Annotated in this window: 16 protein-coding genes; 14 read left to right on the top strand and 2 right to left on the bottom strand. The window is 65.3% G+C overall.

The features are described 5' to 3' along the window. The first annotated feature begins 97 nt into the window (after positions 1-97). Complete coding sequence (locus ACVIW0_RS26625; protein ID WP_461355054.1) at positions 98-517, top strand: nuclear transport factor 2-like protein; 420 nt, start codon at positions 98-100, stop codon at positions 515-517. A 182-nt stretch (positions 518-699) separates the two neighbouring features. Here ACVIW0_RS26625 and ACVIW0_RS26620 read toward each other — a convergent pair whose 3' ends face one another. After that, the gene (locus ACVIW0_RS26620; RefSeq protein WP_461355053.1) at positions 700-1458 is read right to left on the bottom strand and encodes a GntR family transcriptional regulator; all 759 of its coding nucleotides are present in this window, start codon (positions 1456-1458) and stop codon (positions 700-702) included. Positions 1459-1652: 194 nt separating this feature from the next. Here ACVIW0_RS26620 and ACVIW0_RS26615 point away from each other — a divergent pair, with 194 nt between their 5' ends. The 7 genes from ACVIW0_RS26615 to ACVIW0_RS26585 all read left to right on the top strand — a co-directional run bounded on the left by ACVIW0_RS26615 (position 1653) and on the right by ACVIW0_RS26585 (position 13045). Further along, on the top strand, positions 1653-2513 hold the full coding sequence (locus tag ACVIW0_RS26615) for an ABC transporter ATP-binding protein (protein WP_461355052.1): 861 nt from the start codon (positions 1653-1655) through the stop codon (positions 2511-2513). A 2-nt stretch (positions 2514-2515) separates the two neighbouring features. Beyond that, the gene (locus ACVIW0_RS26610; RefSeq protein WP_461355051.1) at positions 2516-3292 is read left to right on the top strand and encodes an ABC transporter permease; all 777 of its coding nucleotides are present in this window, start codon (positions 2516-2518) and stop codon (positions 3290-3292) included. Positions 3293-3334: 42 nt separating this feature from the next. Continuing rightward, positions 3335-4360 carry an ABC transporter substrate-binding protein gene (locus tag ACVIW0_RS26605; protein ID WP_461355050.1) on the top strand — a complete coding sequence of 342 codons (1026 nt, stop codon included), beginning with the start codon at positions 3335-3337 and terminating at the stop codon, positions 4358-4360. Between the two features lie 105 nt (positions 4361-4465). Next, positions 4466-5902 carry an amidohydrolase family protein gene (locus ACVIW0_RS26600; RefSeq protein WP_461355049.1) on the top strand — a complete coding sequence of 479 codons (1437 nt, stop codon included), beginning with the start codon at positions 4466-4468 and terminating at the stop codon, positions 5900-5902. A gap of 166 nt (positions 5903-6068) precedes the next feature. Continuing rightward, positions 6069-8492 (top strand): CaiB/BaiF CoA transferase family protein, encoded by a 2424-nt coding sequence (locus ACVIW0_RS26595; protein WP_461355048.1) that lies wholly within the window; start codon positions 6069-6071, stop codon positions 8490-8492. 13 nt (positions 8493-8505) lie between these two features. After that, on the top strand, positions 8506-11820 hold the full coding sequence (locus tag ACVIW0_RS26590; protein ID WP_461355047.1) for a carboxyl transferase domain-containing protein: 3315 nt from the start codon (positions 8506-8508) through the stop codon (positions 11818-11820). Between the two features lie 142 nt (positions 11821-11962). Further along, positions 11963-13045, top strand: a complete 1083-nt coding sequence (locus ACVIW0_RS26585; RefSeq protein WP_461352951.1) for an ISAs1 family transposase — start codon at positions 11963-11965, stop codon at positions 13043-13045. Between the two features lie 196 nt (positions 13046-13241). On the opposite strand, the gene ACVIW0_RS26580 is transcribed toward ACVIW0_RS26585, so the two are convergent. Beyond that, positions 13242-14876 (bottom strand): flavin-containing monooxygenase, encoded by a 1635-nt coding sequence (locus ACVIW0_RS26580; RefSeq protein WP_461355046.1) that lies wholly within the window; start codon positions 14874-14876, stop codon positions 13242-13244. Between the two features lie 332 nt (positions 14877-15208). On the opposite strand from ACVIW0_RS26580, the gene ACVIW0_RS26575 reads away from it, so the two are divergent. From ACVIW0_RS26575 to ACVIW0_RS26550, 6 genes are all read left to right on the top strand, one after another. Then, the gene (locus tag ACVIW0_RS26575; protein WP_461355045.1) at positions 15209-16807 is read left to right on the top strand and encodes a GMC family oxidoreductase; all 1599 of its coding nucleotides are present in this window, start codon (positions 15209-15211) and stop codon (positions 16805-16807) included. Positions 16808-16826: 19 nt separating this feature from the next. Beyond that, positions 16827-17276 (top strand): hypothetical protein, encoded by a 450-nt coding sequence (locus tag ACVIW0_RS26570; protein ID WP_461355044.1) that lies wholly within the window; start codon positions 16827-16829, stop codon positions 17274-17276. A gap of 300 nt (positions 17277-17576) precedes the next feature. Then, positions 17577-18611, top strand: coding sequence for a S1C family serine protease (locus ACVIW0_RS26565; RefSeq protein ID WP_461355043.1), 1035 nt, complete (start codon positions 17577-17579; stop codon positions 18609-18611). A gap of 652 nt (positions 18612-19263) precedes the next feature. Then, entirely contained in the window at positions 19264-20559 is a 1296-nt protein-coding gene (locus ACVIW0_RS26560) for a serine hydrolase domain-containing protein (protein WP_461355042.1), read from the top strand. 291 nt (positions 20560-20850) lie between these two features. Continuing rightward, positions 20851-21606: an outer membrane protein gene (locus tag ACVIW0_RS26555; RefSeq protein WP_461355041.1), complete on the top strand. Its 756-nt coding sequence runs from the start codon at positions 20851-20853 to the stop codon at positions 21604-21606. Between the two features lie 360 nt (positions 21607-21966). Next, a complete protein-coding gene (locus ACVIW0_RS26550; RefSeq protein ID WP_461355040.1) occupies positions 21967-22437 on the top strand; it encodes a DUF2147 domain-containing protein in 471 nt (156 codons plus the stop codon). Positions 22438-22495 lie beyond the last annotated feature (58 nt).

Genomic DNA, 22495 nt, shown 5'->3' with positions numbered 1-22495 from the left:
TCAGATTGTGTGCAACCTGCTCGCGGAATTGTCTAAATAATATGCATGCACTTTGCCGTCTGGATTGTAGAGTCCTAATGTTTCCCGGAGGGCCGTTATGTCCGTCACCGCCAAAGCCGATGCCCGCCCGCTGTCCGATGCCGAGATCGTCGAGGCCTATCTGACCGCGTCGATGATCCCCGATCCGGACGCGGCGGCAGCCTATATGAAGCCGGGCACGGTGATCACCTTCACCGGCGGCCGCGAATTCGACCATCCGCGCGGGCCGGCCGGCTTCAACGCCAGGCGCTATCGTTGGGTGAAGAAAAAGAAGGACTGCTTCGATGTCTGCCCCGGCGCAGGCGAGACGGTGGTCTACAGCATCGGCACGCTGTACGGCGAATGGCTCGACGGCACGCCGTTCGAAGGCAACCGCTATGTCGACCGTTTCGTCGTGAAGGGCGGTCAGATCGTCAAGATGGACGTCTGGAACGACAGCGCCGAACGGATTTTGGTGCAGAGGGGAATTGAGGCCTGAAGAGCGCACGTCACTCTAGACCCGTCATCCTGAGGAGCGCCACCGGGTCCGCGCAAAGCGCGGCCCGATGACAGGCTCCGCGCGTCTCGAAGGGTGCACGGCCCGGCTGGTGGCCGTCGATCCTTCGAGACGGCCGCGTTGCGGCCTCCTCAGGATGACGGTGTTAGAGAGCAGCTAGGTTGTCACCGCCGCACAGCCTTCGGCAGCTTCACCACGCGGTCGCCGCCCGCCTCGTCCGCATACGGCGCCAGGATATCCAGCAAATCCCGGCCGCGCTGCGGGCTCGGCGCGACCAGCGCGCGTGTCGCGACCGAATCCAGGTGGCTGTGCATCAAGCCCATCACCTTGTCGGCGTCGCCCTTTACCAGCGCTGCGATGATCGCGCGGTGCTCGTTGATCGCGCATTCCGATGAATGCGGCCGGCTGTAGAGCGACAGCGTCAGGCAGCAGCGATAGGCGACTTCGCTGACGTAGCGCACCAGGATCGGGCTGTTCGTCATGTGGGCGAGCAGAATGTGGAATTCGGTGGCGAGCCGGATCGACACCGCGTCGGTGCCGTCGCGGGCGCGATCCTCGGCGTCGACATGCGCGGTGAGCTCGGTGACCTGTGCCTTGGTCAGCTTGCCGGCGAGCTGCCGCACCACCAGCCGCTCGAGCTCGATGCGGACGTCGAAGGCATCGCGCGCCTCCTGCCAGCTCGGCGTCGCCACCACGGCGATACGGTTGCGGCGCAGCTCGACGAGGCCTTCCGCAGCCAGTTGCCCGAGCGCATGCCGCGCAATGGTGCGGCTGACGCCGAACCGTTCGCCGAGCGAATCCTCCGGCAGCTTGGCACCGGGCTCCAGCGCCTGCTCGATGATCGCCCGGCGCAGCGCGCGGCAGATCACGCTGACCTTGTCGGACGATTCGGCCGTCTTGCTGGTATCGGCGCGTCCCGCCATTGCCGCGAATCCCTCCAAAGGTGCTTCGAAGGCCTCTCTATCATACCGCAAAAGCAATCGAGCGCCCGAATTGCATGCAGTTAGGGCTGTGGATTTGCCCAAATAAAGCCCGGCGCCGCGCCGGCCGGTTTCGCGATTACCTTGATCTGAACGGGTCGGCCGCTGGCATCCAGCTTGCATGCACTTTGCTCGTGATGCGTATGCAGCCATACTCCGAATTTGCCGGCGAGCCTGTGGCCGCCGGATCCGCGCCGACCGCGATCGAGCTGTCGGAGGCCTCCGTCACCTTCGGCCGCGGCGCCCGCGCCGTGCCGGCGCTATCAACCACCACGCTGCGGATCGCCGACGGTGAGTTCGTCGCGCTGGTCGGGCCGTCCGGCTGCGGCAAGTCGACCATCCTGCGGCTGGTCTCGGGCCTGGCGCGACCGACCACCGGCGTCGTCATCGTCGGCGGCCGCGAGGTCGCGGCGCGCGCGCGGCGGGTCGGCATGGCGTTCCAGAACCCGACCATGCTGCCGTGGATGACGATCGAAAAGAACATCATGCTGCCGCTGAAGATCGTCGAGCCGTTCCGCTCGCAATTTCGCAAGCTGCGCAAGACCGCGTTCCGCGACAAGGCCAACGCGCTGCTCGAGCAGGTCGGGCTGAAGGGCTTTGGCAGCCGCTATCCCTGGCAGCTCTCCGGCGGCATGCTCCAGCGCGCCAATCTGTGCCGGGCGCTGATCCACGAGCCGCGCATGCTGCTGCTCGACGAGCCGTTCGGCGCGCTCGACCAGTTCACCCGCGAGGAGCTGTGGGGAATCCTGCAAGCGCTCTGGATGACCCACAAGCCGACCGTGCTGCTGGTTACCCACGATCTGCGCGAGGCCGGCTTCCTGGCCAGCCGCGTCTGCGTGATGAGCGCGCGGCCCGGCCGCATCCTCGATGACTCCAGGATCGATTTCGCCCGCCCGCGCACCGTGGCGATGACCTTCGAGCCGGACTTCGTCGCGCTGAACCAGAAGCTCCGCTCCTTCATCGTCGATGCGCGCAGCGCCGCGCGCGAGGGAGCCTGACCATGTCCGTGTCAGAAATCAGGCAGAAGGCTTGGTCCGCCGCCCTGATCGTGCTGTTCTTCGTCGCCTGGGAGCTGTTCTGCCTGATGACGGGGATGTCCGACCTCGTGCTGCCGCGGCCGTCGCAGATCTTCCTCACGCTGTTCGAGAAATTCCCGATCCTGTGGCCGCACATCGTGCAGACGCTGGTGACGACGATGATCGGCTTTGTGCTCGGGGTGGCGCTGGGCGTCGCGCTCGGCGCGGTGATCGGCGTGTCAAAGACTGCCTACGACACCTGCTATCCGCTGCTGGTCGGGTTCTCCTCGATCCCGAAGGTCGCGGTGGTGCCGATCTTCGTGTTGTGGTTCGGCTCCGGCACCGTGCCGGCGGTGCTGACCTCGCTGTCGATCTGCTTCTTCCCGATCGTCGTCAACATCGCCACCGGCCTTGCCACCACCGAGCCCGAGCTCGAGGACGTGCTGAAGGCGCTCGGCGCCAGCAAGTTCGACATCCTGTGGAATGTCGGCTTGCCGCGGACGATGCCGTTCTTCTTCGCCTCGCTGAAGGTCGCGATCTCCTATGCGTTCGTCGGCGCGGTGCTGTCGGAGACCGTCGCCTCCAACCGCGGCATCGGCAACGTCATGATGACCGCGTCCTCCAATTTCAACGTGCCGCTGGTGTTTGCCGGGCTGTTCGTGCTCGCCGGCCTCGGCGTCGCGCTCTACGTGCTGTTCTCGCTGATCGAGGGCCAGGTCACGGGCTGGGCGACGCGCAAGGACAATGTCATCGCCACCTGAAGGTTTCGTTCATCGCCGTTCACTGGAATTGAGGAGGTCGCCATGCTGAAGACACTAAGCGCTGCACTGCTGGGATTGGCGGTGGTCGCGGGATCCGCCCGCGCCGAGGACACCACCATCAAGTTCACGCTGGGCTGGAAGACGCAGGGCTCGGACGCCGCGTTCTTCTACGCCAAGGACAACGGCTATTTCAAAGAAGAAGGCCTCAACGTCGTGATCGACCAGGGCGAAGGCTCCGGCGCGACGGTGACGCGCATCATGTCGGGCGCCTATGACGCAGGGTTCGGCGACGTCAACGCGATCATCCAGAACGCGGCGACCAAGCCGCAGGACGCGCCCGTGATGGTCTACATGATGTGGAACCAGCCGCCGTTTGCGATCGTCGCCAAGAACTCGAGCGGCATCAAGACCATCAAGGATTTCGAAGGCCATACGCTGGGCGGTGCGCAGGGCACGCCGACGACGCGGCTGCTGCCGGTGTTCGTGCACAAGAACGGGCTCGACGGCGAGAAGATCAAGATCTCCAACATGGCGCCGAACCTGCAGGAGCCGATGCTGATCAAGGGCGACATCGATGCCGCTTTGGTGTTCAACATCACGAGCTATTTCAACCTGGTGCTGAACCGCCAGGATCCCGATAAGGACTTCAAATGGTTCTCGTTCGGCGACTACGGGCTCGACCTCTATTCCAACGGCGTGATGGTGTCGCGCAAGCTGATCGCCTCGAACCCGAAGGCGGTGGCCGGCCTGGTGCGCGCCATCAACAAGGGCGCGATCGCGGTCGCCAAGGACCAGAACGCCGCGATGAAGGCGGCGCTGAACTACGACAACCTGATCAACGTCGAGGTCGAGAAGCGCCGGCTGCAATATTCCTTCGAGAAGCTGATCGTCTCGCCGGAGATGAAGGACATCGGCATCGGCGACATCAAGGACGACCGCATGACCCGCGCCATCGGCTTCATCGTCGACGGCTACCAGCTCACCCGCACGCCGACCCCGGCCGAGGTGTTTTCGCGGGACTTCCTGCCGCCGCGCGCGGAGCGGGAGTTGGTGTACACGGCGAATTGAGCGAACTCGTCATTGCGAGCGAAGCGAAGCAATCCATGATTCCGCTTGCGGATCTATGGATTGCTTCGTCGCTTCGCTCCTCGCAATGACGAAAGAGGGAAAACGATGGAAGTTACGGCAACCCGTCTTTTCTCAGGCCCTGACCACGACATCCGCAACGACGTCGTGCTCCGCCACGACGGCGGGGTCATAACCGGTATCTCCGGAGCCGCCGCGCCGGAGACAGGTCCGCGCTCCCTGATCCTGCCCGCCTTCATCAACGCACATGACCATGCTCGCCCGCGGGCGTCGAGCTTCGGCGCGGTCGGCATGCCGCTGGAAAGCTGGCTGCTGCGCACAGTGGTCGGCACGCCGGTCGATCCGTACCTCACCGCGGCCTCCGCGCTGGCCCGCGCGGCGCAGGCCGGCTGTGCGGCGATGATGGTGCACTACACGCGGCCGAGCGGCACCATGCCGCTCGTCGAGGAGGCCAGGGCGATTGCCCGCGCCGCCAGTGATATCGGTATCCGCTTCGCCTTTGCCATCGCGGTGCGCGACCAGAACCCGATCGTCTATGGCGACGGCGAATCGGTGTTGTCAGACCTCCCAGCCGACGATCGCGCAACGATCGAGCCGCTGTTCGTGCGCGCCCCGATGTCGCCGAAGGCCTATATCGAGCTGACCGACGAGATTGCCGCGGCGATCGGCGGCCCGAAGGTCGACGTGCAGCTCGGGCCGGCCGGCGTGCAATGGTGCTCGAAGCCGCTGCTGGAAGCGGTTGCGGAGAATTCCGCGCAGACCGGCCGCCGCATCCATATGCACCTGCTCGAGACGGTCTATCAGCGCGCCTGGGCCGACCGGCATTTTCCGGACGGCATCGTCCGCTATCTCCGCGACATCGGCTTCTTGTCGGAGCGGCTGACGCTGGCGCATTGCATCCACGCCCGGCCCGACGAGATCGAGATGATCGCCGCGTCGGGCGCCCGCATCGTCACCAATTTCTCTTCCAATCTGCACCTGCGCTCCGGGCTCGCGCCGATCGCGGCGGCGCACGCTTGCGGCTGTCCGATCGCGGTCGGCGTCGACGGCCTGGCGCTCGACGAAGACGACGATGTGCTGCGCGAGATGCGGCTGGTTCAGATGATGCATGGCGGCCTCGGCTTCAAACGGACCTGGACCCCGCGGGAATTCCTCGCGCTCGCGATCCGCAACGGCCGCCGTGCCACCGGTGCACCGGGCACGGGCGAGCTTGCCGTCGGTGCGCCGGCCGATTTCGTGCGCATCGATCTCGAGCGCCTCGAGCGCGATCAGGTTATCGACGCTGATCCGCTCGATCTGCTGTTCGCGCGCGGCAATGCCTCGCTGATCTCCGAGCTCGTGGTCGATGGCCGCACCGTCGCCAAGGCCGGCCGGTGCCTCGGGGTTGATCTTCCCACGATCGAGCAGGAATTGCGCGGCATCACGCGCGCGAGCGCTGCCACATACGCGCATGTCTTGCGCGCATGGCCGCGGCTGTCGAACTCATTGCAGCGTTGGTTTGAAGCGCAGCTCACCTGCAATTAGCTGCACAATCTCCGTTGCGCGCTGAGCAGAAATGCGCGTCGTGCTCGCTAATTCCGTCAAGCGGAAGAAAATTCCACTTGCATCACGCTCGCCACGCGGCTTCAAGTTCACCCAACAAGAAGACTGACTCAGCCGCTGCCACCGGCTGGTTGCTTGCGGGGAAGCCATGGGCGCGTTGTCGCATCTGCGGATTGTCGAGATCGGAAGTGCCGCGGCGACGAGCTATTGCGCGCGATTGTTTGCGGATTTCGGCGCCGACGTGCAGAAGGTCGAGTCGCCGGCGGGCGATCCGCTTCGCCGCGCCTCGCCGCTGACGCCGCAAGGGCACAGCGCGTGGTTTGCGTTTCTCAATTTCAACAAATCGAGCGTCGTGCTCGACAGCAGCGACGCGTCGCGGCTGCGCGAGCTGGTCGCAAGCTGCGACATCCTGCTCGATGGGCGCGGCATCGATGCGGCCGACTGTCCCGACATCGATCTCGCTGCGATCAAGCGCGACAATCCCGGCCTGATCCATCTCGACCTCGCCTGGTTCGGCGATCGCGGTCCCTACGCCGATTTCGCCGCGACGGATTCCACGATCCGCGCGCTCACGGGGCTCGTGAAGCTGGTCGGACCCGAGCAGGGGCCGCCGATGCACGCGCCGGATTTCCAGACCGGCATCCTGGGCGGGTTGTGGGGCTTCATCGCCGCCGCCGCGTCGGTGCTCGGCCGCATGCAGGACGGGCGCGGGCGCACCAGCCATCTCAGCCTGTTCGAGGCCTCCATCGCCGTCACCGAATACATCATGTTCGAGGCGTTCCAGCGTGGCGACATCATGCGGCGGATCGGCGTCAACCGGTTCTGGCCGACCTTCCCGGTCGGCATCTACGAGACGAAGCAGGGCTGGCTCGGCGTCACCACGGTGACCCCGGCGCAATGGCGCGCCTTCTGCGAGATGCTCGGGCTGAACGATTTGCGCGACGATCCGGCGCTGGTCATGGGTGTCGACCGGCTGCGCCATGTCGCCGAGATCGAGGGCAGGATCCTGCCGAGGCTGAAACAGCGCACCGCGCAGGAATGGTTCACGGAGGGCCTCAAGCGCAAGATCCCGATCGTTCCGGTGCCGGAGATCGCGGACCTCATCGCCGACGACGAGAAGCGTGCGCGCGGCGCCATCGTGCCGATCACGGTCGGCGGCGAGACCGGCTTTTCCGCCGGCACGATGCAGCGGTTGACGGCGACGCCGCCGCTGCGGGGCGGCCGCGTGCCCGATATCGGCGAGCAGCAGGCCGCGCGCGCCGCCGTGCCGCGCGTTCCGGTGCCGGCGCCGTCTGCGGCCAACCGCTTGCCGCTTGAAGGCATCCGCGTCGTCGACTTCTCGATGGGGTGGGCCGGGCCGATCTGCACCCGCACGCTGGCCGATCTCGGCGCCGACGTCATCAAGATCGAGGCGACGCAGTATCCGGACTGGTGGCGCGGCGTCGATCGCCGGCCGGCCTATGTGCTGGAGCAGATGTACGAGAAGTCGGTGCGCTACTGCATCATGAACCGCAACAAGCGCGGCATCACGCTCGACCTGACCCGGCCGAAGGGCCTTGCGCTGGCAAAACGCCTGCTCGCCTATGCCGACCTCGTGGTCGACAATTATTCGGTCGAGGTGCTGCCCAAGCTCGGCCTCGGCTACGACGTGCTGAGCGAACTGAATCCAAAACTCGTGATGATGTCGATGTCGGCATTCGGCGCCGGCAGCGTGCATCGCGATTGCCGCGGCTATGGCTCGACGCTGGAGCAAGGGTCAGGCCTGCCCAGCGTGGTCGGCGATCCCGACGGACCGCCGGTCATGAGCCATACGGCGTTTGGCGACGCCGTCGGCGGCCTCAATGGCGCCGCCGCGGTGCTGATAGCGCTCATCCATGCCAAGCTGACCGGGCAGGGCCAGTTCATCGATCTCGCGCAGATCGAATGCATGATGCCGTTCGCCGCGCCCTGGATCGTCGCGCATGCGGCCAGTGGCAAGGAGCCGGTGAAATACGGCAACCGCCATCCCGATTTCGTGCCGCATGGCTGCTTTCGCTGCGCCGGCGAGGACAGCTGGATCGTGGTCGCGGTGTCCGACGATTCGATGTGGCCCAAGCTTGCCCGGCTGCTCGGCCGCGCGGACTGGGCGGCGGACGAAGCGCTTAGGGCCGCCGCAGGCCGGCGCGCCATCGAGGCCGAGATCGAGGCTGCGATCACGGCGTGGACCTCGGCCCGCGATGCGGACGCGGCGATGACCGAGCTGCAAGCCGAAGGCGTCGCGTCCGGCGTGGCGCGGCTGCCGATCGATTTGCTGCAAGACCCGCAGCTGCATGCCCGCGGCTTCATCCAGCAGGTCGACCGCGCCTTCATCGGACGGCATCCGCAGCCGTCGATGCCGTTCCGCGAAGGCGATGCGCCGTTTGCGATCCGCTCAGTGCCGCCGACGCTCGGCGAGCACAACCGTGAGATCCTTGACGGCATGCTCGGCCTCACCGACACCGAGCTCGAAGAGCTGACAAGCGAGGGCATCATCGGCACCGAGATGCTGATGGAGGAGCAGTTGGCGGAAGAGAAGAAGCGCGCTGCGGGCTGATAGGTGGAATAGGATGTCTTTCAAGAAACTGCTGATTGCCAACCGCGGCGAGATCGCGATCCGGATTGCCCGCGCCGCCAGCGAAAGCGGGCTTGCCACCGTCGCGATCCATCCCGCCGACGATGCGGCCTCGCTGCATGTCCGCTCAGCCGACGAAGCACGCGAGATCCCCGGCCACGGCGCGCGGGCGTATCTGGACATCGAGGCGGTCATCGCTGCGGCCAGGGCCGCCGGCTGCGACGCGCTGCATCCGGGCTATGGCTTCCTCAGCGAGAACACCGAGCTGGCGCGGCGCTGCGCCGGGGAGAAGATCACTTTCGTCGGCCCGTCGCCGGAGGCGCTGGATCTGTTCGGCGATAAGGCCAGGGCGAAGGCGCTGGCGAAGAAGTGCAATGTGCCGATCATCGCCGGCACGTCGGGCGCGACCTCGCTCGACGAGGCCAAGGCGTTCTTCGCCTCGCTCGGCGCCAACGCTGCCGTGATGATCAAGGCGATCGCCGGCGGCGGCGGGCGCGGCATGCGCGTGGTCGAGGATGCCGCGAAGCTCGACGAGGCCTATGCCCGCTGCCAGTCCGAGGCCAAGGCGGCATTCGGCAGCGATGCCGTCTATGTCGAGCGGCTGATCCGCAAGGCGCGCCATATCGAGGTGCAGATCATCGGCGACCGTCATGGCGCGATCAGCCATCTCTGGGAGCGCGAATGCACCATCCAGCGCCGCAACCAGAAGCTCATCGAGGTGGCGCCGAGCCCGTCGCTGAGCGAGAGCCTGCGCGCCCGCATCATCGAGGCGGCCAAGCAGCTCGCGACCGCCGCGCGCTACGACAGTCTCGGCACCTTCGAATTCCTGGTCGATGACGAGGCAGAGGAAGGCAAAAGCGCAGGCGAGGGCGCCTTCGCCTTCATCGAGGCCAATCCGCGGCTGCAGGTCGAGCACACCGTCACCGAAGAGGTGCTCGGTATCGACTTGGTGCGCTCCCAGCTTGCGGTCGCCGCCGGCGCCACGCTGGCCTCGCTCGGCCTCGCGCAGGCCACCGTGCCGCTGCCGCGCGGCTATGCGATGCAGCTCCGCGTCAACATGGAGGTGATGGACGAGAAGGGGCTGACAAAACCGACCGGCGGCACGCTCAGCGTGTTCGACCTGCCGTCGGGCCCCGGCGTCCGCGTCGATACGTTCGGCTATTCCGGCTACCGGACCAGCGCCGCCTTCGACTCGCTGCTGGCCAAAGTCATCGTGCATTCGTCGAGCCCGAAATGGTCTGACGTGGTGCACAAGGCATCGCGCAGCTTGCGCGAATTCCGGATCGGCGGCGTCGCCACCAACATTCCGCTGCTCGGCGCCATCCTGGCGCACCAGAGCTTTGTCCGGAACAAGATCAGCACCAACTTCATCGATACGCATGTCGCGGCGCTGGTCGGCGCCGCGCAGGAGCATGCCGCGCCGCTGCTCGAGGTGAGCGCGGCGGCCGCGACCAGGGCCGTCGCCACCGAGGCGGCTCCGGAGGGCTCGCTGCCGGTGCCGGCGCCGTTGCAGGGCACGATCGTGGCGATCGAGGTCGCCGAGGGCGATCTGGTTCGTCCCGGCCAGCAGATCGCGGTGCTGGAATCGATGAAGATGGAGCATCTCGTCACCGCGCCGCATGGCGGCCGGGTGACGAAGATCGCCGGCGGTCCCGGCCTCACCTTGATGCACGGCGAGCCGATCCTGTTCCTCGAGCCGGCCGAGGTCGACGGCCATGCCGCGGAAGAAGCTACTGCGATCGATCTCGATCACATCCGTCCTGACCTTGCCGAGCTAATCGCGCGCAAGGCGATCACGCTGGACGAGAACCGTCCGGCCTCGGTGGAGCGGCGGCGCAAGACCAACCAGCGCACCGCGCGCGAGAACATCGCGCAGCTGGTCGATGAGGGCTCGTTCGTCGAATACGGCTCGCTCGCGATCGCGGCACAGCGCCGCCGGCGCAAGGTCGAGGACCTGATCAAGAATACGCCGGCCGATGGTCTCATCGCCGGCGTCGCCACCGTCAACGCGAAAGACTTCGGCGCCGACGGCGCGCGCTGCATGGTGATCTCCTACGACTACACCGTGCTCGCCGGCACGCAAGGCCACATGAACCACAAGAAGATCGACCGCATGCTCGGCCTTGCCGAGCAGTGGCGCATGCCGCTGGTGTTCTACGCCGAGGGCGGCGGCGGCCGGCCCGGCGATACCGACCGGCTCGGCATGACCGGCCTCGACGGCCCGTCCTTCGTGCAGTTCGCCAAGCTCTCCGGGCTAGTGCCCGTGGTCGGCGTTGTCTCGGGCTATTGCTTCGCCGGCAACGCCGCGATGCTCGGCGTCTGCGACGTCATCATCGCCACCAAGAACGCCTCGATCGGCATGGGCGGTCCGGCGATGATCGAGGGCGGTGGGCTCGGCGTCTATCATCCGGCCGAGGTCGGCCCTGTCTCGTTCCAGTCGTCGAATGGCGTGATCGATATTCTGGTTGAGGACGAGGAAGAGGCCACCACGGTAGCGCAGAAATATTTGTCCTACTTCCAGGGCGCCGTCGCCGACTGGAAAGCACCGGACCAGCGGCTGCTGCGCCGCGCGATTCCCGAGAACCGGCTGCGCGTCTACGACATCCGGGGCGTGATCGACCTGATCGCCGACGAGGGCTCGGTGCTGGAGATCCGCAGGGATTTCGGCGTCGGCATGATCACCGCCTTGATCCGCATCGAAGGCAAGCCGTTCGGCCTGATCGCCAACAATCCGAAGCATCTCGGCGGCGCGATCGACGCCCCTGCCGGAGACAAGGCCGCGCGCTTCATGCAGCTCTGCGACGCGTTCGACATCCCGCTCGTCTCGCTGTGCGACACGCCGGGCTTCATGGTCGGCCCCGAGGCCGAGAAGACCGCGATCGTGCGCCATGTCGCGCGGATGTTCGTCACCGGCGCCAGCATCACGGTGCCGCTGTTCGGCATCGTGCTGCGCAAGGGCTACGGTCTCGGCGCGCAATCGATGATCGGTGGTGGCTTCCACGCCTCGTTCTTCACGGTGGCGTGGCCGACCGGCGAGTTCGGCGGCATGGGCCTCGAAGGCTATGTCCGGCTCGGCTTCCGCAAGGAGATGGAGGCGATCGCGGACCCGGTCGAGCGCGAGAAATATTTCCAGACCAAGGTTGCCGAGCTCTATGCCAACGGCAAGGCGGTCTCGATCGCCTCGGTGCTGGAGATCGACGAGGTGATCGATCCCGCCGACACCAGGCACTGGATCATGGCGGGCTTGCGCTCGGTGCCGAAGGTAGAACCGCGGACGACGCGGAAGCGGCCGTGCATCGATGCGTGGTAGGGCGGCGTAGGTGAGGTGAGCACGCCGGTCAGGCTCCCTCCCCCCTTGCGGGTAGGGGAATCGCATATGGCGCTAGCGGGGTGTTGCCAAGCGATTGGAACTGGATTCTTTGGGTGTCTCTCGATTCCCGAGGGAGCCCTGAATGCGCAAGCTCAAGCGCCTGTTTCGACCGCTCAAGGACCCGCGCGCTAGCAACACCCGACATGATCTGGTGGAGATCCTCGTCATCGCCTTGGCGGCGACGCTGGCTGGCGCCAAGACCTGCACCGAGTTCGAGTTCTTTGGCCAAGGCCGCGAGGAGCTGTTGCGGCGCTTCCTGAAGCTCGAGCACGGCATCCCGAGCCACGATACGTTCAGCAATGTCTTCCGTGCTCTGGACCCGAAGGGGCTTGAAGCGGTTTTGCGCAAGTTCAGCAAGAGCTTCGGCGTCAAAGGGGTGGTCAGCATTGACGGCAAGGCGCTGCGCGGAGCCTACACACGAGGTCGGCAGGCCACGCCGCTGCATATGGTCAATGTCTGGGCCGCAGGCACTCGCATGGCGCTGGCTCAGAGAAAGGCTCCCAACCGCAACGAGGTTGCCGGGGCTCTCGAAGTCCTCGCCCTGCTCGATCTGGATGGGGCTCTTGTCACCGCCGATGCCTTGCATTGCCGGCCTGACACCGCGCAGGCCATCCGCGACCGAAAGGGGCACTACGTGTTGGCCATCAAGAGCAATCGTGGCCGGCTGTTCAAGGCCGCCAAGACGCTGGTCGACACAGCCCGAAAGCCCGCGCGAGCGAGTCAACGAAGAGCCACCGCCCACGGCCGCGTCGAGCGCCGACAGGCCCTCGTCGCGCCGGCGCCTCGGTTGGCGAAACAATACGGCTTCCCCGCCATCGCCGCAGTCGGTCGCATCGACAGTTGGCGCGCCAACTCTGGCAAGGCTGTCAAACACACGGTCCGATACTTCCTGGCATCGCGCCTGCTGTCGGCCAAAAAGCTGCTCGAGGCCGTGCGCGCTCATTGGAGCATCGAGAACAACCTGCACTGGGTCCTCGACGTTCTGTTCGACGAGGATGCCTGCCGCAGCCGCAAGGATCACGCTGCGGAAAATCTTGCTCTTATCCGCAAGCTGGCCATCAATGCTCTGCAGGCAACACCCGGCCCCGCGCGCATCAGCCACAAAATGCTCCAAGCCAGGTGGAACAACGACTTCCTTCTCTCGACCCTCGGCCATATGCGATAGCCCTACCCTTGCGGGGGAGGGATGGGGAGAGGGGTGGCCCCGGGCGAGCTGCGAGAGATCGAGCGTTGCTGTATCAACACTGCAATTGCGGAGGAGCGCTGTCCCTCAAATTGGTAGCGGAGCAAGTGGTACCCCTCTCCCTAACCCTCTCCCGCAAGGGGAGAGGGAACCCTTCCGCCGGTGCCTTCCTTACACGTCAGCCCAACCGCAACTCCGCATATCCTCCCGCCGCCACCGCGTCGCATCGCGCGCGATAGGCCGGCGCGCTGCCGCTGTAGCGGGCGACGATGCGCGTTTGCTTGCCGTCGACGTTGCGATTGATGCCGGTCATCCAGGAATCGACCTCGTTGGAGAGCAAGCCTGTGCCGAGCGCCTTGACGTGATCGGTCCAGGCAAGAGTCCCCTCGGGCGTGGCGTCGAGGAAGGTGAGGCCTTTGTCCCGTGCAAAGCGGATCAGGCCGGTGACCCAGTCGACGCTGTATTCGATGCTGCGCGGGATGTTGCCAAGCGCGGTGTGCGGGCCCATCAGCATCATCATGTTGGGGAAGCCGTCGACCATCAACCCGAGATAGGTTTCCGGGCCGTGGGTCCACTTCTGCTTCAGCCGCGCGCCGTGCGCGCCGCGGATATCGATCTTGTCAAAACTGCCGGTGATGGCATCGAAGCCGGTCGCGTAGATGATGATGTCGAAGGCATAGTCCGTGTCGGTGGTGCGGATGCCCTCGGGCGTGATCCGCTCGATCGGCGTCGCCTTGAGATCGACGAGCTCGACATTGTCGCGGTTGTAGACCTCGTAATAGAAGGTCTCGAGCGGCAGCCGCCGTGTGCCGAAGCCGTGGTTCTTCGGGATCAGCATCTCCGCGACCTTCGGATCCTTGACGCGCTCGCGGATCTTGCGCGCCACGAAATCGCTGATCGTGGCGTTCGCCGCGCGGTCGGTCAGGATATCCTTGAAATTGCCCTGCCAGATGCCGAAGCCGCGCTCGCCATAGAGCTTCTCGTAAAACGCCTCGCGCTCGGCGTCGCTGACCTCGAACGCGCCGCGCGGATCGGGCGTATGCACGAAGCAGGCAAAGGTCTCCTTGCAGCGGGCGAAGATCTCGCCATAGCCGGCCTTGATCTTGACCTGGGTTTCGGCGTCGATCTTGCCGTTATGCAGCGGCGCCGCCCAGTTGGCGGTGCGCTGGAACACGGTGAGATGGCCGACCTCGCCGGCAATGGTCTGGATGGTCTGGATGCCCGTCGCGCCGGTGCCGATCACGGCGACCCGCTTGCCGGTGAAATCCACCTTCTCCTTCGGCCAGCGCGCGGTGTGGAACGATTGCCCCTTGAAATCGTCGATGCCCTCGACGCGCGGCAGGGTCGGAGTCGACAACGGACCGATCGCGGTGATCAGGAAGCGGCAGGAGTGCTGCGCGCCGCCCTCCAGTGTAATCAGCCAGCTCCGGGCATCGTCCTGGTAGATCGCTGATGTGACGCGGCTCTCGAACTGGATGTCGCGGCGCAGGTCGAACTTGTCGGCGACGTAGTTGCAGTAGCGCAAGGTCTCGGGCTGGCCGGCGAAATGCTCCGACCATTCCCATTCTTCGAGCAGCTCCTGCGAGAACGAGTAGCCATAGGAATAGCTCTCGGAATCGAAGCGCGCGCCGGGATACCGGTTCCAGTACCAGGTGCCCCCGACGCCGGTGCCGGCCTCGAACACGCGCGTCGAAAGGCCGAGCTCGCGCAGCCGGTAAAGTTGGTACATGCCGGACAGGCCGGCGCCGATGATGATGACGTCGTAGTCCAGCGCAGCCGTCTGGGCGGTTTCGTCCTGGCGCGATGCGGCCACCTGTCGTTGCTCCCTGATCGGTTGATTGCCGCCAAGGCTAGCCGGTCTTGCTGCCGCCGACAAACATCGAACAGCGGGGCAGCCATCGCGATTTGCCGGGGTGCGGGCGCGCGGTTCGCGCGCGGCATTCCGTGGCGCGGATCGCGCGCTGTGCGCCTTTACTCGGCCCCGGAATTTCCTCTATCGTCGCTGCGGTTTAAGCACGTCATTCCGGGGCGATGCGAAGCATCGAACCACAGATGCACAATCGTGCATCGGGGAATCTCGAGATTCCGGGTCTGGTCCTTCGGACCATCCCGGAATGACGGGATCAATAAGAACAAGGAATCCGAATGAACGATCCCGTTGACGTCCTGATCATCGGCGCCGGCGCGTCCGGCGCCGCGGTGGCCTGGAGCCTGGCCGATACCAGGATGCACATCCTCTGCCTCGATCAGGGCGGCTGGATGAATCCATCAGAATATCCCAGCACCGGGCGTGACTGGGAGGCGAAATTCTTCGGCGAGTGGTCGTCCAGCCCCAACATCCGCAAGCGGCCCGAGGACTACCCGATCAATGACGACAATTCGCCGATCAAGGTCGTCAACTTCAACGCGGTCGGCGGCTCGACCGTGATGTACACCGCGCATTGGCCGCGGCTGCATCCGTCCGATTTCAAGGTGAAGACGCTGGATGGTGTTGGCGACGACTGGCCGATTGACTACGACGCGCTGACGCCGTTCTTCGAGGAGAACGATCGCATGATGGGCACCTCGGGCCTGTCGGGCGATCCGCTGTCGCCGCTCTCGCATCCGCCGATGCCGCCGCAGCCGCTCGGCCTGTCCGGCCCGTTGATCGGCAAGGCCATGAACAAGCTCGGCTGGCACTGGTGGCCGTCGGACACCACGGTCGCGACGACGGACTACGAGGGCAGGGCGCGCTGCATCAATCTCGGCCATTGCACGCCGGCCTGTGCGCAGGGCGCCAAATCTTCCACCGACATCACCTACTGGCCGCACGCGATCCGCGCCGGCGTCGAGGTCAAGACCCATTGCCGGGTGCGCGAGATCCTGACCAATGAGCACGGCATGGCCTCCGGCGTCGTCTATTACGACAAGGACGGTGTCGAGCAATTCCAGCCGGCCGAGGTCGTGATCGTCGCCTGCAACGGCGTCGGCACGCCGCGGCTGCTGCTCAACTCGGTCTCGGGAAAATTCCCGAATGGCCTGGCCAATTCGTCCGGCCTGGTCGGCAAGAACCTGATGTTCCATCCCTATGCGCAGATCTACGGTTATGTCGCCGAGCCGACCGACAGCAACCGCGCGCCGCCGACCTGCCTGTGGAGCAAGCAGTGGTATGACACCGATCTGTCGCGCGGCTTCGTTCGCGGCTACGGCGTCCAGTTCGTCCGCGGCGCCGGCCCGGTGTTTGAGGCCGTGACGAGCGAGCAGAAGGGCATCCTGCCCTGGGGCAGGGATCATCATCACGCCTTCCGCAAGCTGAATGGCCACCGGCTCGGTTTCTCGGCGATCTGCGAAGACCTCCCGGAAGAGCACAACCGCGTCACGCTCGATCCCGTGCTGAAGGACGGCCACGGCATTCCGGCGCCGAAGATCGACTACACGATCAGCGAGAACAGCCGAAAGATGATGGATCACGCGCTGGCGCGCGGCCGCGAATTCCTCGAAGCCGCCGGCGCGACCGATCTCTGCGTCAATGCGCCGATCCCCTGGGGCGGCTGGCATCTGCTCGGCACCGCGCGGATGGGCACCGATCCGGCGCGCTCGGTGGTCAACGAATGGGGCCGCTCGCACGACGTGAAGAACCTGTTTATCGTCGACGGCAGCATTTTCGTCACCTCGGGCGGCGTGAACCCGACCTCCACCATCCAGGCCCTTGCGCTCTACATCGCCGACCAGATGAAGCAGCGCCTTGCCAATCTGTTCGATTGAGAGCGTCCAGAGAACCGACATGTCCGATGCAAGACAACTGACCGCAGCCCAGCGCGCCGATCTCCGCACCATCGCCGCGATGATCGTGCCCGAAAGCGGCGAGTACAAGGTGCCGGGCGCCGACGATGCCGCGATCCAGGCCGACATGCTGGCCACGCTCGGCCGCGACACCGCGCTGGTCGCGCAGGCGCTGGACCATCTGGCAAAGCTTGCAGGCCGACCGCTCGCCGAGCTCGACGAGGCCAGGCGCGATGCGGTGGCGCAGGAGTTTCGTCAGCTTGGCGGCGCGGCCGCGGCGACGCTCGTCCGCGTCGTGCTGCAATGCTACTACCGCGACGACCGCGTGCTGCGTTCGCTCGGGCTCGAGCTCCGCGCGCCGTTCCCGAAAGGCCATGTGCTGCCTGAGGGAGACTGGTCGCTGCTCGATCCGGTCCGCGCACGCGGCGGGGTGCTGCGGCGGGCGACCTAGGGCAGGATGAGATTGGGCCGATCTGCATCAAACGGCGGAGCTTCACCTCTCCCTTGGGAGAGGTCGGCGCATAGCGCCGGGTGAGGGAGTACGGTCCCTCATTGGAGCTGCGGCCCCTCACCCGATTTGCTTCGCAAATCGACCTCTCCCGGTCGGGGAGAGGTGAAGCAAGTGCGCGGCCGAGCGGCTTCGATCTAGACTCATTTGCCCTAGCCAACCGGGCAGGGTTGCGCGGGGGGGCGTAACCACTTGCGGCGGCGGGAGCCGGTCACCATTTGAGGAGACCAAAGGATTCTCGCCATGCTGGATTTTACCTCAGATACCGCCGCCGACACGCCGTCGGCGGCGCCGGCCGATGCTGCCCAAAATGCTGCTCAAGTCGACGACCGGGCCTTGCTGGATGCCTATTCCAATGCCGTGATCGACGTGACCGACCGCGTCGGCCCGGCGGTGGTCCGGGTCGAAACCGGGCCGAAAGTGCGCAATGCGCGCGAGCGCGGCGGCCTCGGCTCGGGCATCGTGATCTCGCCCGACGGCTTCGTGCTGACCAACAGCCACGTGGTCGGATCGTCGAAGGAGATCCGGCTGCGCGACACCGAGGGCTTCGTCACCGATGCCCATGTGCTCGGCGTCGATCCCGACACCGACCTCGCGCTGCTGCGCGCCGATGGCGCACGCGATCTGCCCTATGCCTCGCTCGGCAATTCCAAGACCTTGCGGCGCGGCCAGCTCGTGGTCGCGATCGGCAATCCGCTCGGCTTCGAATCGACGGTCACCGCCGGCGTGGTGTCGGCGCTCGGCCGCTCGATCCGCTCGGTCAGCGGCCGCACCATCGAGGACGTGATCCAGACCGATGCCGCGCTCAATCCCGGCAATTCCGGCGGGCCGCTGGTGTCGTCGAACGGCGAGGTGATCGGGATCAACACCGCGATCATCAGCGGCGCGCAGGGCATCTGCTTTGCGGTCGCCTCCAACACTGCGCAGTTCGTGCTGTCGGAGATCATCCGCCACGGCTATGTCCGCCGCGCCTATATCGGCGTCGCCGGCCAGACCGCGCCGGTGCCGCGGCGCCATGCGGTGCTCGCCGGCGTCGAGAACAAGATGGGCGCGCTCCTGATGCAGATCGAGCCGGACAGCCCGGCCTCGCGGGCGAGCCTGCTGCCGGGCGACGTCGTGATTAGGCTCGACGGCATCGAGATCAACGGCGTCGACGACCTGATCCGCGCGCTCGATCACAGCCGGATCGACCGGACGCTATCGATGGACGTACTCCGCCTCGGCCGCCTGCGCGCGATCGATATCCATCCGATCGGCAGGAAGCCGGCGAAGCAGTAAGAGCAGTGCGCGCTGATATCAGACCCTCATGGTGAGGAGCCGCCAACGGGTCCGCGCGAAGCGCGGCCCGATGACAGGCTCCGCGGCGTCTCGAACCACGAGGCCCCGACTGTGGCCTCATCCTTCGAGACGCGCGTTCCGCGCTCCTTCAGGATGAGGCGTCAGAGCGGAGGCGTGATCGCGGGTCATCACCAGTATGGCCACCGCCACCCCTCATAGAGGTCCCAAGACGACACCAGGGGCGGCGCATATGGATCGACCCGGTCGTCTTCAGGGCGATAGCGATATCGTGGAACGATATAGTAATCCCACGGGGTCGGCGTGATCACGGGCGTCGTGATCACGACCCTCGTTCGTTCATGAACGATCTGTGCCTTGCGCGCCCGGGCTTCAGCAGCCGATGTCCCGAGGGTACACAGCACCAGGGCCGCTCCGAGAGCGCATGCGGCAGTCACCATCTTCATCATGCATCGGCCTCCAAGCGTGAGAGTGCAAAAGGACTCAAACCAAGCTAATTCGCCCCTGGCTGGCGAGAATCTCCGCGTCTGGCCGCTCTCGCACTTGTCGCAAAAGTTCGGAATAATAGAAGATATCGCTGAGTTGCCCGACGTGTCAAGTTGCTTGTCCGAGTGCCGGCGGCCGGTCTGCTCCTTTGCATGGGGTTGTTTTTCAATATTTGGATGATGGCGGGAAGCGGAGCCGGCGAGCGCTGTTACTGCAGCGCCGCCAGCAGCTCGTCGGGCTGCTCGACCGTCATCATGTGGCCGGCACGGCCAGCCCCGAGCCGCGCGGGAATTTCTCGTCGCGATGGGACTTCCAGCTCACTGAAATAATAGACCTTGCCGGATTGACCCAATGCGGCATTCTGGAGGCGGTTCCGACCGAACGGCGGAGGGAAGTGATGGCCAGCGCGCGACCTTTGATGGCGGCAATCGGCATCTCGCTGTTTATCGCCGCTAGCTTTCCAGCCCGGCCGACCATGGCACAGCAAGCCACTGCATCGACGGCGGAGACACTTGCCAAGCTCTCGGCGGCAACCGCCGGGCGATACCCGCCGGTCAGGGCACTGGTGCTGACGCGCGGCAACTGCATCCTTCATGAATACTACGCCAACATTTCGTCCGACGTGCTCTGGCCGGTGCATTCGGTGACGAAGAGCGTGTTGTCCATTCTCGTCGGCATCGCCATCGACAAGGGCCTGCTGCGGCTGGATCAGAAGCTGCCCGAACTGGTTGCCGAAGCGACAGAAGGCAGCATTGATCCGCGCGCGGCCGATATCACGTTGCGCGATCTCTTGACGATGTCGTCGGGCTTCGCTCGCCACGAGATGGTGGTGGCGCCGGGCTTCTCGAATCCCGGCGTCTGGATGATCAGGCGCTCCGTCGAGCACCCTCCGGGCACTCATTTTTACTATGACGATCAGGGGACCAATCTGATTGCGATCATCCTGCAGCGCGCGGTCGGCGGCAACATCGCGGCGTTTGCCAAGAACGAGCTCTTCGCGCCGCTGCATATCGAGCGCTACTACTGGCCCGTCGATAGTGATGGAAACCTGTCCGGATACAGCGGACTGCTATTGACCGGCAGGGACATGGCGAAGATCGGACTGCTTTATCTTCAGCGGGGCCGGTGGCGTGAGCGGCAGGTGGTCTCGGAGGCCTACGTCCTGGATTCCACGCGCAAGCACAACGACGGCGGCGAGCCGGCCAACGCCGGTTACGGATACCTGTGGTGGACAAAGCCGATACGCGACGGGTGGCTGGTCTATTTTGCCGCCGGCTTTCAGAGCCAGCTCATCTTGAACATTCCGGACCGCAACCTCGTGGTGACGCTGGCATCCGCCGCCTCGCTTCCCGGAGGGGCCGCGAAATTCATCAACGAGATTGTGTTACCCGCAGAGGCGGCGCTGCCGGCGGGAGCCGCGTGTGTCGGCCGCCTGGACCAGTGAACGGGAGCGAATTTTGGCCGCAATCGCGACGGACGCGTAAAGGGACGCTCACCTTCGAAGGAGGTTTTCCAACGTCACCAGCAAATGGCTGCTGCAAGAGTACTTCAAAAGCGGTCATGTCGCGTCTCTGTGCTGGGCGACGATCTGTTCAGCGCAATCGGTACCTAGGGGCGAGTGTTGCGAGGGCGACGACATTCCTTAGACGAGCGTTGCGGTGTGGCGAGGCCGCTACAGCCATCGCCGAGGACTCGGTGCATGCTGTGTTTCCCAGCATCATGCGAGATGAAGGTCATGCGGAAATTCCTTTCCGGAGTGGCGGCACTCATCGCCTTGGCGGGCCCCGCAATCGCTGCCGATTTGCGGCTTCCAGTCAAGGCACCGCCACCCATCGCGCCGGCATGGGACTGGACTGGCTGTCACATCGGCGGCCACGCGGGCTGGCTGGGCGCCTCCAAAAGGGACTGGATTGTGCGAACGGCGGGCGGCGCCCACCTCGGCGAGTCGCTCGGCGGCCATGACTCCGATAGCTGGGGCGCCGGAGTTCAGGCCGGCTGCGACTATCAGTTTGCCGGCGGCTTCGTGATAGGCCTGCAGGGCGACTACGCCTGGACGGATGCGATCGGTCGCCATGACAGCGCGCGCGAGGTGGGCGTGGCCTATCACAACCGGGTCGATGCACTGGCATCGGTCGCCGGCCGCATCGGCTACAGCTTTGGTCGCTTCCTCGGATATGTGCGAGGAGGCGGCGCCTGGGAGCGCGACGCGTACTGGGCAACAACGACGATTCTCGGCACCGCTTACGCGGCTCGCGTGACACACCCGGGATGGACCATCGGTATCGGCGGCGAATACGCTTTCACGGATTATCTGTCCGCTTTCGCCGAATATAACTATTACGACTTCGGCACCAACCGGATCGCGTTCGCGCCCCAGGTGGCCGGGCTCCCCCCGGCATTCGTAGACGTGCAGGAGCGCACAAGCGTCGTGCGCGTCGGGCTCAACCTCCGGTTCGGAGCAATCGGAGCGCCTGTTGCGGGGAGATACTGAACCACCCCGGACCATAGCTATGATGATGTCCGGCCCCTCTCGGTGACGGACGCGTACGCCGCTGCAGGGCGACGCTGCGCGTCGGCGTTGCCAAAAAGCGGCGGCCTTGCCGGCTATGCCACCTTCTCCCCATGCAGCCCTGTTCTGATGGCGCCACGCGCGATTTGATTGGCGCGATTTGTCACTGCCTGACCTTTTGAGAGAATCTAGCTTCCGCGCGCCCGCAGCAAACCACCTTCAAGCTGTAGGTAGACTGATCGGACGAAGATCGTTCGGTCGGATTTGTCGTTGCTTCGCATGATAGCTCTTTGCTCGTTCATGCAAGCCATTCCGCAACGGTCCCTCAAAGTAAGGACGCCCATGCAAGCATTTCAGTATACCCGACGCGCCGCGCTGGCGCTGGTACTTGCCACCTCGATTCCGTTCCTGACGTCCGCCGCCGATGCCGAACCGTTGCCGGCCGATGCGCTGGTCGGGATCTGGGAAGCCGACGACGGCACGGTCAAGCTCGATATGTTCAAGGCCGGATCGGAATTCCAGGCGCGCATGCTCTACGGCAACGAGATCGTGGAGGCCGACAACATCACGTTCAAGAAGGACATGCAGAACCCGGACCCTGCGCTGCGTTCGCGCTCGCTCAAGAATATCGTGTTCATCACGGGCCTGCGCTGGAGCGACGGCGAGTGGAGCGGCGGGTCGATCTACGACGCCTCTTCCGGCCGCACCTACAACTGCAAGGCCGAAATCACGAATGGGAAGATGGGCTTGCGGGGCTATCTCGGCATTCCGGCGATGGGGCAGACGCGGACGTTTCATCGGGTCCGAGGCTGACACGCCAGAGACACCCATCGCGCAATCGATATCCGGAGCTGCTTCGCGGCTCCGGCAC

Source organism: Bradyrhizobium sp. USDA 4454, from assembly GCF_054822705.1.
This window is presented reverse-complemented; position numbering and strand designations above follow the sequence as displayed.

Bases quoted from the DNA above. Each gene is read 5' to 3' on its own strand.
- ACVIW0_RS26615 (WP_461355052.1), top strand. From the start codon at position 1,653: ATGCGTATGCAGCCATACTCCGAATTTGCCGGCGAGCCTGTGGCCGCC.
- ACVIW0_RS26600 (WP_461355049.1), top strand. From the start codon at position 4,466: ATGGAAGTTACGGCAACCCGTCTTTTCTCAGGCCCTGACCACGACATC.
- ACVIW0_RS26550 (WP_461355040.1), top strand. From the start codon at position 21,967: ATGCAAGCATTTCAGTATACCCGACGCGCCGCGCTGGCGCTGGTACTT.
- ACVIW0_RS26585 (WP_461352951.1), top strand. From the start codon at position 11,963: ATGCGCAAGCTCAAGCGCCTGTTTCGACCGCTCAAGGACCCGCGCGCT.
- ACVIW0_RS26610 (WP_461355051.1), top strand. From the start codon at position 2,516: ATGTCCGTGTCAGAAATCAGGCAGAAGGCTTGGTCCGCCGCCCTGATC.
- ACVIW0_RS26570 (WP_461355044.1), top strand. From the start codon at position 16,827: ATGTCCGATGCAAGACAACTGACCGCAGCCCAGCGCGCCGATCTCCGC.
- ACVIW0_RS26595 (WP_461355048.1), top strand. From the start codon at position 6,069: ATGGGCGCGTTGTCGCATCTGCGGATTGTCGAGATCGGAAGTGCCGCG.
- ACVIW0_RS26565 (WP_461355043.1), top strand. From the start codon at position 17,577: ATGCTGGATTTTACCTCAGATACCGCCGCCGACACGCCGTCGGCGGCG.
- ACVIW0_RS26555 (WP_461355041.1), top strand. From the start codon at position 20,851: ATGCGGAAATTCCTTTCCGGAGTGGCGGCACTCATCGCCTTGGCGGGC.
- ACVIW0_RS26605 (WP_461355050.1), top strand. From the start codon at position 3,335: ATGCTGAAGACACTAAGCGCTGCACTGCTGGGATTGGCGGTGGTCGCG.
- ACVIW0_RS26625 (WP_461355054.1), top strand. From the start codon at position 98: ATGTCCGTCACCGCCAAAGCCGATGCCCGCCCGCTGTCCGATGCCGAG.
- ACVIW0_RS26590 (WP_461355047.1), top strand. From the start codon at position 8,506: ATGTCTTTCAAGAAACTGCTGATTGCCAACCGCGGCGAGATCGCGATC.
- ACVIW0_RS26575 (WP_461355045.1), top strand. From the start codon at position 15,209: ATGAACGATCCCGTTGACGTCCTGATCATCGGCGCCGGCGCGTCCGGC.
- ACVIW0_RS26620 (WP_461355053.1), bottom strand. From the start codon at position 1,458: ATGGCGGGACGCGCCGATACCAGCAAGACGGCCGAATCGTCCGACAAG.